Raw genomic sequence first — 11,229 nt, 5'->3', positions numbered from 1 at the left:
CCGTTGGACTCCATGGTGAGCTGCTGCAGGTAGGCCGGGAAACGGTGCAGATACTGGCAGTACGGAAGCACGGCGTGGCTCTTGGAGCCGAAGAAGTTGACGTACCAGACGTTGAGCAGGCCCATCAGCGCGACGGCGTTGTTCTCGAGCGGCGTGTTGCAGAAGTACTCGTCGATGGCATGGAAGCCCTCGAGGAACTGCTGGAAGCGCTCGGGGCCGAGGACGACGATCAGCGACAGGCCCACGGCGGAGTCGACGGAGTAGCGGCCGCCGACCCAGTTCCAGAAACCGAAGGCGTTGGCGGGGTCGATGCCGAAGGCCTCGACCTTGTCGAGTGCGGTGGAAACGGCGACGAAGTGCTTGGCCACGGCCGCGGCGTTCTGCTCATCGGAACCGTCGATGGCGCCCTGAGCCTTGAGCTGCTCGAGCATCCAGGTCTTGACCTCGCGGGCGTTGGTGAGGGTCTCGAGCGTGGTGAAGGTCTTGGAGACGATGATCACGAGCGTGGTCTCGGGATCGAGGCCCTTGAGCTTCTCTGCCTGATCGTTGGGGTCGATGTTGGAGATATAGCGGCAGTCGATACCGGCGTCGGCATAGGGACGCAGGGCCTCGTAAGCCATGACCGGGCCCAAATCGGAGCCGCCGATGCCGATAGACACCAGGTGCTCGATCTTCTTGCCGGTAACGCCCTTCCACTCACCGGAGCGCACGCGCTCGGCGAAGGCATACATGCGATCGAGGACCTCGTGCACGTCGGCGACGACATCCTGGCCGTCGACAATGAGCTGGCCCTTATCGCTTGCCGGACGGCGCAGCGCGGTGTGCAGGACGGCACGGTCCTCGGTGGTGTTGATGTGCTCGCCGGAGAACATGGCGTCGCGGCGCTCCTCGAGCTTCACCTCGCGGGCAAGATCGCACAGCAGCTTGACGGTCTCATCGGTCACCAGGTTCTTCGACAGATCGAAGTGCAGGTCACCGGCGTCAAAGCTCAGCTTGTTCACGCGCTCGGCATCGGCGGCGAACCAGGCCTTGAGGTCGATACCATCGGCCTCGAGCTTCTCCTGATGAGCCTCGAGTGCCTTCCAAGCGGCAGTCGACGTAGCATCGATAGGTGCGGCAACAGTTGCCATAGAGTCCTCCTCAGCATACGGGCGCACGCCTCCATGCACCCGGACATTCAGATGCCACTATTCTAGCGCAGGTCAAGACTACAATCAGCGAGCGTTGCCAATCGGCCCCCAAACGGCAGCCGATCAAAAAGGGACAGGCTTATTTTGGCAGGTCAAACGCTTTACCAACCAAAAATAACCCGTCCTTTTCTGGCAAATATTAGGCCGCGGCGCAGACGCTACCGAGCAACTCACGCAGAGGAGACCCGATGCCCTCCAGCAGTTCGGGCGCGATAATGGCAAAAACGGGAACCTCGCCGGTGCCCACGACAGCAGGCACCTTGCCCTCCGAGACAATGCATCCATAAGGCACAAAGCCGTCTTCGCCGGCATCGAGCGCCGCCATGCGACGCGCGAGTTCGCGCGCAAAGCCAGCAGTATCGGCATCGCCAATCGCCAAGACAAAGTCCACGCCTTCGTCGGTCGCCAGGGCCACGGCTTCGTCGATCAGCTCGTCTTCCCCGTCGCCCTCAACCGAGCCGCAGCGGAAAAGTACACGCTCGAGTAGTGCTCGATCAAGCGAGCCAAGTGCCGCCGAGACAAGTTCATCGCACGTATGCTTGTCACCGCCCAGCACGACCAGTGCCTTGGTACCACCGTAGTGAGCAACCAATCGCCCGCACCAGCGAGCCACGTCTCCATCCGCAACAAGGCGCGTCGGCATACCAAACCCATAATTGACCATCTTTCCCACAACCCTTCCGTGCGTATAGGCGATATCAATCGTTAGGCTCATGCTACGAAGCGAGGTTTTCCGGGCTGTTTCGCACTCTTTAGAGCTGCGTTAAAACCCCGATGCAGCCGCACGACCATACCTACCAAAACAAACCAGTCCCTTTTTGGCAGGTTTTGACGATGTCCGGATGAGCGGGTATTATCGAACATGTATTCGATAAGAACATGTGTTTGATGGGAGGACGCGTGGGGCACGAGCAGCACACCTATATCTGCATCGACCTCAAGACGTTTTATGCCAGCGTCGAGTGCGTCGACCGTGGGCTCGATCCGCTCACCACCAACCTGGTCGTTGCCGACGAATCACGCGGACGCACGACCATCTGCCTCGCTATCACGCAGGCCATGAAGGACTTAGGTATTCACAACCGCTGCCGTCTGTTCGAGATTCCCGACGGCATCGACTGCATCAAAGCAGTGCCGCGCATGCAGCACTACATGGAGGTGTCGGCGCAAATCTACGGCATCTATCTGGAATACGTCAGCCCCCAGGACGTGCACGTCTACTCAATTGACGAGTGCTTTATCGACGTGACACCCTATCTGGACCTCTATCACACCGATGCGGAAGGCTTCGCCTGCATGTTGCGCGACGAGGTCCTGGCGCGCACCGGCATCACGGCGACGGTCGGCATCGGCCCCAACCTATTCCAGGCCAAGGTTGCACTCGATATCACCGCCAAGCACGTACCCAGCCGCATCGGCATACTCGACGATGAGACCTTTCGCAAGGAAATCTGGCCCCATCGTCCCATCACCGATATCTGGGGCATCGGCCCCGGCGTGGCAGCACGACTCGAAAAATACGGCGTCTACGATCTGATGGGCGTCGCGGCGCTCGACGAAAACCTGCTTTACGACGAGCTCGGCGTCAATGCCGAGTATCTCATCGACCACGCCTTCGGACGCGAGCCGACAACCATCGCCGATATCCAAGCCTATCGCCCGCAAGCAACTTCGACCACCACAGGACAGGTGCTCTCGAAGGGCTATGCCTACGAGCAGGCCTACACCGTCTTGCGCGAGATGGTCGACAACGCCGTGTTGGACTTGATCGATAAGCACGTGGTCTGCGACAGCATCTCGCTCTTTGTGGGCTACGCGAGCGAGCGCGCCGACATACGCAGGCTTGATGCCAGCGGTACTGCACAATATGTGGACGGATGCGGACACCTGCGCTCGAGTACGTCGAGCATCGAACCCACCGCAACCGCCGGCCCCGAGCTCGCGCCCCGTGCTCCCAAGCCCGTCCAGCGCGATGACGAACGGCGCCGCCTGGTGCGCGAAGCGCAGGCAATCGATGGCATCTTTGTGGGAGAGCATGGTGGCAAACCGCGTGGTGGCTATGCCGCGCTCTTTGCGCACTCCAACGCCTCGCGCAAGCTGCCCGAGCGTACCAATTCGTTTAAGAAGATCATGGGCTATTTCGATGAGCTCTGGGCGCAGACTGTCGATCCCAAACGACCGGTCAAGCGCATCAACCTGGGCTTTAGCAATCTTGTGCCCGAGGAATTTGCCACCATCGATCTGTTCAGCGATATCGAGGCCGATGAGCGCGAGCGCGACCTGGCGCGCGCCGTCCTGGCCGTGAAAGGCAAGTACGGCAAGAACGCGCTCGTCAAGGGATTAAGCTTTACCGCCGGCGCCACCGCGCGCGAGCGCAACGATCAAGTTGGAGGACACCGTGCCTAAACCCAAACAACAGCCCATGCGCCCGCCGACCGCCTTCGAGCGCCTGGCGGACCCCGAGGGCAGACGCCGCGCAGCCGACCCCAACCTCACTGCCAACGGTGCCGTGCGCGCCAACCGCGCCGCACAGTTTATGCCCTTTGCCGCCCTCACGGGATACTACGAACTCGTGCGCAAGCAGGAAATCACCGTCGAGCAAAAACGTGAGCTCACGGAAGAAAAAGCCCTCGAGCTTTCGCAAAAGCTCGAGGGCCTCAAACGCGGCGACTTGGTGCGCGTCACCTATTACGATACGTACGGCTATCGTAGCCGCACGGGCATTCTCGACGAAGCGTTACCCGCATTCAAGCTGCTCAAACTCAGGGATATCGCCATCAACTTCGACGATATCCAAGGCATCGAGCTACGCGGACGAGCCTAGACAAGGACGCGCATCCAAGGCAAGGCCTACAGCTTCATAACGTAGTAACCCGCATCTCTCACGGCCGCCACGAGAGCGCCGCGGTCGATCGGCTGCTTAGAGCGTACGCGTGCCGTGTGGTCCGTATACGTCACCGTTGCCCACACGTCATCCAGCGCATTCAGGGCATTGGCCACGTTCTGAGCGCAGCCGTCGCAACTCATGCCGCCGATAAGCAGCTCATCGCTATAGGGGTAGTGGGACGGATCAGTATCCGCAACCACTACCTTCTTGGCCTTCTTGCCGCTCGCGCCATCGCTGCAACAACTCTTCCCGTGTGTCGAAGCGACAATGCGCCGCAGGCCAAAGAACATGCCGACGACAATCACGGCAAGCACAATGAGATTCGCAGGGTTGAGCAAGTCACTCATGCGTTCCCCTTTCAAGTAGCCCTATCTAGATACCCCCATGGGGTGTCCCCATCTTAACCCAAAAACATGTCCGTTCGGTCAATTAGTTTCCCTGTTCAAACTTTTTAGTTGACCAGGGCTTACTTTCGTGTATAAGTTTTCCTAGGCTAACAGCGAGGACCAGAAGGAGCGCCGTGACTCGAACCATAGACATTCCAACGTTTCAGGCAGCGGTCGTGCGCAACTGCTCCCCTACGCTCGCAGGTATCAAGCCGGCTTCGCTCTTTACCTATCCCGGCGTTTACGCCAACCAAAACGGAAAACCCGGCGCCGCCCTTATCGAAGGGCGACGCTCTCGCCTGCTCGCCGTCATAGCCCAATGCAACCGCGAGCTCCAGCCACTCGGGATCCATATGAGCGTTTTGGTCTGGCGCCCCTGCGGAGCGCTCATCTATGTGTACCGCCCTGCGGACCTCATGCGATACCTCTCCGACCCCCGCGCCACGACGGCGCTTGCCGCCGAAGGTTACGATGTCCACAACCTGCCCGCATCACTGGTGCATCTCGCCGCGCGCATCACGCTGGCAAGCAGCAATGCCGCAGAAAGCGCCTATGACGGCAGCGTCTGCGCACTCGCACGGAATAGGCACTGCGATACGGGGTGCACGTGCGAGTTCCCCCACGAAATTGGCTATTTTTTGGGCTATCCCTACGAAGATGTCCATCAGTTTATCGTCCAGCGCGGCGAAAACTATAAGGTCTTTGGCGCATGGAAGGTATACACAAACGTTGAGCAGGCGCTCACGACCTTCGATTCCTATCGCGCATGCACGCAATACCTTACCTACATCTATCAACAGGGCTGCACCCTGGGACAACTTGTCCAGGCAACCCGATAGAGCATACAAAACGCGGCCGCACGCCGCACAACCGAAAGGAAAACATATGAGCAAGATCGCAGTCGTCTACTGGAGCGGCACGGGCAACACCGAGGCCATGGCAAACTTTGTCGCCGAAGGCGCAAGCGGTGCCGGCGCCGAGGCAGAGGTCATCTCCTGCGCCGACTTCTCCGCAGACAAAACCGCCGACTACGACGCCTTCGCCTTCGGCTGCCCCGCCATGGGCTCCGAGGAACTCGAGTACGATGAGTTCCAGCCGATGTGGGACGAGGTCAAGGAGACTCTCGGCGACAAGAAGGTCGTCCTCTTTGGCTCCTATTCGTGGGCCGAGGGCGAATGGATGGACAACTGGAAGGCCGACGCCGACGAGGCGGGCGTCAACGTCGTCGATTCCGTCATCTGCTACGACGCCCCCGATGATGAGGGTGAAGCGGCCTGCAAGGCCCTGGGAGCGGAGCTGGCCTAACGAAGCCGTCAGAAAGTCGCAAGGCAACTGACAGCCGAGTACCGCACAACAACAGTCGCTCATGCCCAAACAAAAACGGGGACCGGATATTCACATCCGGTCCCCGTTTGTTATATCGACAACCTCGACGCGTTGCTACGAGATATTGCCCAAGAACGCCTTGGTGCGTTCGCTCTTGGGGTGGTCGAAGACCTCGCTCGGCGTACCCTCTTCCACGATAACGCCGCCGTCCATAAAGACCACGCGGTCGGCGACATCGCGGGCAAAGCCCATCTCGTGCGTCACCACGATCATGGTCATACCGTCACGTGCAAGATCGCGCATGACACCCAGAACGTCGCGAACCAGCTCGGGGTCGAGCGCCGACGTGGCCTCGTCAAAGAGCATGACGTGAGGATTCATCGACAGGGCGCGGGCGATCGCCACGCGCTGTTGCTGACCGCCCGAGAGCTGGCTCGGCATAAAGTCAATGCGCTCGGACAGGCCAACCTTGGTCAGCTCCTCGATGGCGATCTTCTCGGCCTCTTCCTTGCTGCGCTTGAGCACCTTTTGCTGCGCGAGCATGACGTTCTTTTTGACTGACAGGTGCGGGAACAGGTTGAACTGCTGAAAGACCATGCCCAAGTGCGTGCGCACTTTGTTGAGGTCGACACCCTTGGCGCACACATCCACGCCCTCAACGATGATCGAGCCGCTCGTGGGATGCTCCAGACGATTGATGCAGCGAAGCATCGTCGACTTGCCCGAGCCCGAAGGACCCAGGACTACGACGACCTCGCCCTTGTGCACATCCAGATCGATATCGCGCAGGACCACGTTATCGCCAAAGGCCTTCTGGAGATTCTTGATGCTGACGACGACCTCGTTCGAGTTATTGGTTTCGCTCATGATAGGACCTCCTTACAGACCGGCGATGTGATCGGCGGGCGTCGCGACAACCTGTCCGGCGCTCTTGGTGGGACGCTTCTTTTTGGTTTCGGCCGTGCCCAAAAGCCTCGCCTCAAGACCGCTCACCAAGCGTGCAAGCGGCAGGGTGATGACCAGATAGAACAGGGCGGCAACCACATACGGCGTGATGGAGCCCGTCGTGGCCACGATGGTGCGGGCGTTCATGACGATCTCGACCACGCCCACGGCCGCGAGCAGCGACGTATCCTTGTAAAGCAGGATAAACTCGCTGGTCAGCGTAGGCAGGACATTGCGGAACGTCTGCGGAATCATAACGTAGAGCAGCGTCTGGAAGGCATTCATGCCCAGCGAGCGAGCGGCCTCGTTTTGACCCTTGGGGATCGACTGAATACCGGCGCGGAAGATCTCGCACAGGTAGGCGGACGAGTTCATGGCCATGACGATGACGCCCAACACATAGTCGTCCACCTTGACGCCGGCAAGCGGCAGGCCAAAGAACGCGATGTAGATCTGCAGGAACGCCGGCGTACCACGGATGATATTCACATAAATGCCGGCAAGGCAACGAAGGATGCGCGACTTGGAGATGCGCATGAGCGACAAGGCAAAGCCAAAGGGAATTGCCAGCGGAAACGCCACGAGCACGATCGAAAGCGACATAAGGAAGCCCTTAAAGACGATCGGCAGGCTTTGGACCAAAATGACCGGGTTCAAGAACAGGCGCAGGAACATATTGGAGTTCCAGGCCTCGACCCACGGCTGCTCCTTAAGGTCGGCCAGGAAGTTATCGAATGCCGTCACGCCCTTAATCTCGACGGAAGGAATCTTGGAGATCTTCTTGGTCGAACCATCGGCCAAAGTGTAGGTGCCGCTAAAGGCCTCATCGCCGCCCTCGACGGGGAAGGTCACGCCGTAGACCTCGACACGGAAAAAGCCGCCGGCAGGCGCCGTCTCGCCAAAGTCGATCTTGAGCGTCTGGCCGTCAGCCTTGCACGTGGGCTTCATGGGCGTACGATCCATGAGGTCCTCGCCCGAGAGCATCGTCAATCGCGTGTCATCGGTACCAAACGTCGTACCGTCGACAAACGTCAGCGAAAGACCGCTCAGTTCCTCGTCGGCATCGGCCTGAACTTCCCAGGTGATGCGCGTCTCGGTACCGCCGACCACAGCGCTACCCGAACCGGTATTGGGTCGGGCGGTAATCTTTGCGGTCTCAAGCGCCTGGGCGGTCGTGGGCGCATATGCCCCCGCACACACCAGCGCGAGCGCCACGGCCATGACGCAGGCTAGCTTTTGGAGCAAGGCGGGCAGTGGAAAACGCTGCTCCGCGGCCCCTTTGTTCAGTCGAGACAAGGTGGCTCCTATCGTAGAAGTTGCCGGCAAAACGAGACGGAAATGCTCTCCGTCAAGAGAAGCGCAAAGGCCCTCTCCGCCAAAACGGAAAGGGCCTGCGCACAATCAAGTAGCTATTTTACTTGATGTTGTACTTAGCCATGAGGGCGTCGACGGTACCGTCGTCGGTCAGGTCCTTGATGGCCTGGTTGATGTCGTCCTTGAGCTTGGTGTTGCCCTGGTTGATGGCGATGGCGTACTCCTCGCCGGTGCTGATCTGCTTGATGGTCTGGCAGGTGTTGAACTGCTCGGCGGTCAGCTGGCTGGCAACGGAGCGGTTGGTGACTACGGCGTCGCCCTTATCGGACTGCAGGGCGCTGAAGCACTCGGTGGCGTCCTTGTAGGGGACGATCTTGGCCTTGGGGAAGTTCTCCTGGGCAAAGGCCTCGGCGGTCGAGCCAGACTGGACGATGATGGTAGCGTCGGCATTGTTGAGCTTCTCGCTGTAGTTATCGGCCGTGATGTCGGTATTATCGACCTTGGTCACGATAGCTTGATCGTCCATGTAGTAGGAATCGGAGAAAGTGACTTCCTTCTCACGCTCGGGCGTGTCGGTGATAGCCGCGATGGAGACGTCGTACTTAGCGCCCGAAGCGACACCGGGTACGAGTGTGTCGAAGTCATTGTTGACGTACTCGACATCCAGGCCCAGCTTGTCGCCGATAGCCTTGATGAGTTCAAGGTCAAAGCCCTGATAATCGCCGTTGTCATCCTTGTACTCAAACGGAGCGTACTCGGCAGAGGTGCCGACGGTCAGCGTACCGTCCTTGACGAGCGCGTACTCCTTGGAGCCGTCGACCTTCTCGACCTTAGCGTCGTCAGAGCTGCTGGAACCGGCATTAGAACCAGAGGTGGCGTTGGACGAGCCGCAGCCCGTCAGAGCGAGGGCGAGCGCCATAGCACCCGTGGCGGCAAATGCGCCAAGCTTCTTCAGCTTCATAATCAGTCTCCTTCCAATGACCCCACGTGATTCAGAGGTCTGCAAAAACTGAGGGTTATTATGCACCCGCTTGGAAGAATCTGCAATTAGAAAACTGATTGAAACAAACCCATAACGTGAATGGAGCGTCCCACTTTATGGCAGCCATTACTGCTGCAATGACCTTAACAGTTTGATTTCAGCCGCATAACCTGCAAGTTCGTTCGGTGTCTCCAAAATGAATGGCAATGCGCGCAAGCGACCATTCGATACAATATTCTGCATAACCTGCATACCGCCACCAAATTCCTCGCTGCCAAGGTATCCCTTGCCGATGCACTCGTGACGATCTTTATGGGCGCCACAAGGGTTCTTCGAATCGTTGATGTGTACGGCATGCAGACGATCGATACCCACCACGCGGTCGAATTCGTCGAGTACGCCGTCCAGATCATGGATGATGTCGTAGCCAGCATCGCTCACATGGCAGGTGTCCAAACAAACGCCCAGCTTATCGGACAGCTCTGGGCACTTGGCGGCAACGCCCTTGATAATGCACGCCAGTTCTTCAAAGCTACGGCCCACCTCGGTGCCCTTGCCCGCCATGGTCTCGAGCAATACCGTCGTCTGCTGTCCCTCAAACATCACCTGGCACAGCGTGTCGACAATCATCTGAATGCCGGCGTCTGCCCCCTGTCCCACATGCGCACCGGGGTGAAAATTGTAGTAGTTGCCGGGTAGTGCTTCCATGCGCTGCAGATCCTCGGCCATGGCCTCCAGGGCAAACTCGCGCGCCCGCTCCTTAGCGGAGCAGGGGTTATAGGTATACGGGGCATGCGCCACCAGCGGTCCAAAGTCGTTTTGCGCCATAAGCTCGCGCAGAGCCGCCACGTCATCCATGTCAAGGTCTTTTGCCTTGCCACCGCGCGGGTTGCGCGTAAAGAACGCAAAGGTATTGGCACCAATGGACAACGCCGTCTCCCCCATTGCCCGATAGCCCTTCGTCGTCGAAAGATGACATCCGATTGTCAGCATCTCCAGCTCCCCCTCATCAGTTGCGGTGAAATACGGTCTATTAGTGCCTTATTTTGGCGCAAACAGGCCGTATTCCACCGCAAGTTATAAAAGGGGCATCAGAGATGTGGGCCGCCAGGCACCACGGGCGCCGGCGTCATGATCCCCTACGCGTCAGCGCCAAGTCCTAGAGGGCTAGACGGATTGCATCGATGATGTGCGCACAGCGCTGCGTGGCGGCAAGGGGCATGACGGGACTCTCGAGTTTCCCCGCCTGAATGAGCTGCGTCGCATGCTGGATTTCGCCGTAGAAATCATCGATCTCAAACGGGGCATTTATTTCTAGCGTTCGACCGTCGGAATACTTCACATGAGCGCGCTCGGGGCGATGGAGACGCTCGATTTCCAACGAGCCCCGCTCACAGGCAATCGTTAAGCGGCTTTCATATGTTGCTTTGCCGTCGCACGCCATATGAATGGGTATACCGCCGACGCTCATATGGATCTCGTCGGCCCAATCGACGCGGCCGCCTGATACGTCACGCCAGCGAACTTCACGGGACGAAACCTCGCACGCGCCCGAGAGCAAATCCTCATACCAACCGACCGCATAGCAGCCCATGTCATATAGACAGCCGCCCTGCAACGAATCAAGCAGATAGCCCGAAGGAGGTTCGCCGTAATCGAGCTTTTGCACGCTTTCAATCGAGACAATACGGCCAAGCTCACCCGACGCAAGCAAGTCCTTCACGCGAGTGCGCATCGGGCAAAACCGATTCTTCATCGCCTCCATAAACAGCACGCCGCGCTCACGAGAGGTGGAGGCAATCGAGAGAGCCTCTTCCTCACTCAAAACGGCCGGCTTTTCGCACAGCACGGCCTTTCCGGCGCGCAGCGCGCGACAGGCCCAACGCGTATGCATGCCATGCGGAAGAGCCAAGTAGATTGCGTCGACATCGGGGTCGGCAATCAGCGCGTCATAAGCCGCATTGCCGTTATCGTCGACCGAGACATGGCCATGCGCAGCATCGATCGAAAACGCTCGGCAAAATTCCTCGACATGTGCAGGAGTGCGGCCGGCCGCAGCCACCAGCCGTGCCCCGTCGACCTTCTTGAGCGACGATGCAAATCGATGAGAAATGTGCCCGGCGCCCAAAATGCCCCAACGAACCTCACGCGAATCATTACGTAAACCTCGGTCACCCACGATAGTCTCCCATTAGTTGC

General features: G+C 59.0%; 12 protein-coding genes. 4 read left to right on the top strand and 8 right to left on the bottom strand.

The window, feature by feature from the left end; translation table 11 throughout:
• On the bottom strand, positions 1–1,130 hold a 1,130-nt coding region (gene pgi, locus ABHR75_RS01430; protein WP_346963462.1), incomplete at its 3' end, for a glucose-6-phosphate isomerase.
• A 199-nt stretch (positions 1,131–1,329) separates the two neighbouring features.
• Entirely contained in the window at positions 1,330–1,833 is a 504-nt protein-coding gene (locus ABHR75_RS01425) for an iron-containing alcohol dehydrogenase (protein ID WP_329737817.1), read from the bottom strand.
• Between the two features lie 236 nt (positions 1,834–2,069).
• Here ABHR75_RS01425 and ABHR75_RS01420 point away from each other — a divergent pair, with 236 nt between their 5' ends.
• Complete coding sequence (locus ABHR75_RS01420; protein ID WP_430392705.1) at positions 2,070–3,596, top strand: Y-family DNA polymerase; 1,527 nt, start codon at positions 2,070–2,072, stop codon at positions 3,594–3,596.
• The gene (locus tag ABHR75_RS01415; RefSeq protein ID WP_225093391.1) at positions 3,589–4,014 is read left to right on the top strand and encodes a hypothetical protein; all 426 of its coding nucleotides are present in this window, start codon (positions 3,589–3,591) and stop codon (positions 4,012–4,014) included. The genes ABHR75_RS01420 and ABHR75_RS01415 overlap by 8 nt, the downstream gene beginning before the upstream one ends.
• 26 nt (positions 4,015–4,040) lie before the next feature.
• Here the strand turns inward: ABHR75_RS01415 and ABHR75_RS01410 are convergent, their stop codons facing one another.
• Positions 4,041–4,424, bottom strand: coding sequence for a heavy-metal-associated domain-containing protein (locus tag ABHR75_RS01410; protein ID WP_225093390.1), 384 nt, complete (start codon positions 4,422–4,424; stop codon positions 4,041–4,043).
• Between the two features lie 173 nt (positions 4,425–4,597).
• Here ABHR75_RS01410 and ABHR75_RS01405 point away from each other — a divergent pair, with 173 nt between their 5' ends.
• Both ABHR75_RS01405 and ABHR75_RS01400 read left to right on the top strand, forming a co-directional pair.
• Positions 4,598–5,302 carry a DUF3793 family protein gene (locus tag ABHR75_RS01405; RefSeq protein ID WP_225093389.1) on the top strand — a complete coding sequence of 235 codons (705 nt, stop codon included), beginning with the start codon at positions 4,598–4,600 and terminating at the stop codon, positions 5,300–5,302.
• A 46-nt stretch (positions 5,303–5,348) separates the two neighbouring features.
• On the top strand, positions 5,349–5,768 hold the full coding sequence (locus ABHR75_RS01400) for a flavodoxin (RefSeq protein WP_225093388.1): 420 nt from the start codon (positions 5,349–5,351) through the stop codon (positions 5,766–5,768).
• 135 nt (positions 5,769–5,903) lie between these two features.
• On the opposite strand, the gene ABHR75_RS01395 is transcribed toward ABHR75_RS01400, so the two are convergent.
• The 5 genes from ABHR75_RS01395 to ABHR75_RS01375 form a co-directional block, all read right to left on the bottom strand.
• A complete protein-coding gene (locus tag ABHR75_RS01395; RefSeq protein WP_225093387.1) occupies positions 5,904–6,656 on the bottom strand; it encodes an amino acid ABC transporter ATP-binding protein in 753 nt (250 codons plus the stop codon).
• A gap of 12 nt (positions 6,657–6,668) precedes the next feature.
• Positions 6,669–8,030: an ABC transporter permease subunit gene (locus ABHR75_RS01390; protein WP_225093386.1), complete on the bottom strand. Its 1,362-nt coding sequence runs from the start codon at positions 8,028–8,030 to the stop codon at positions 6,669–6,671.
• Positions 8,031–8,148: 118 nt separating this feature from the next.
• The gene (locus tag ABHR75_RS01385; protein WP_225093385.1) at positions 8,149–9,009 is read right to left on the bottom strand and encodes an ABC transporter substrate-binding protein; all 861 of its coding nucleotides are present in this window, start codon (positions 9,007–9,009) and stop codon (positions 8,149–8,151) included.
• Between the two features lie 147 nt (positions 9,010–9,156).
• Positions 9,157–10,023 (bottom strand): deoxyribonuclease IV, encoded by an 867-nt coding sequence (locus ABHR75_RS01380; RefSeq protein WP_225093384.1) that lies wholly within the window; start codon positions 10,021–10,023, stop codon positions 9,157–9,159.
• Between the two features lie 166 nt (positions 10,024–10,189).
• Complete coding sequence (locus tag ABHR75_RS01375; protein WP_225093383.1) at positions 10,190–11,209, bottom strand: Gfo/Idh/MocA family protein; 1,020 nt, start codon at positions 11,207–11,209, stop codon at positions 10,190–10,192.
• Positions 11,210–11,229: the final 20 nt, after the last annotated feature.

Origin of the sequence: Collinsella aerofaciens (assembly GCF_039752955.1) — a bacterium.
Taxonomy (GTDB): domain Bacteria; phylum Actinomycetota; class Coriobacteriia; order Coriobacteriales; family Coriobacteriaceae; genus Collinsella; species Collinsella aerofaciens_BI.
The sequence above is the reverse complement of the archived record's forward strand: the minus strand, read 5'-3'. Positions and strand labels throughout refer to the sequence as shown.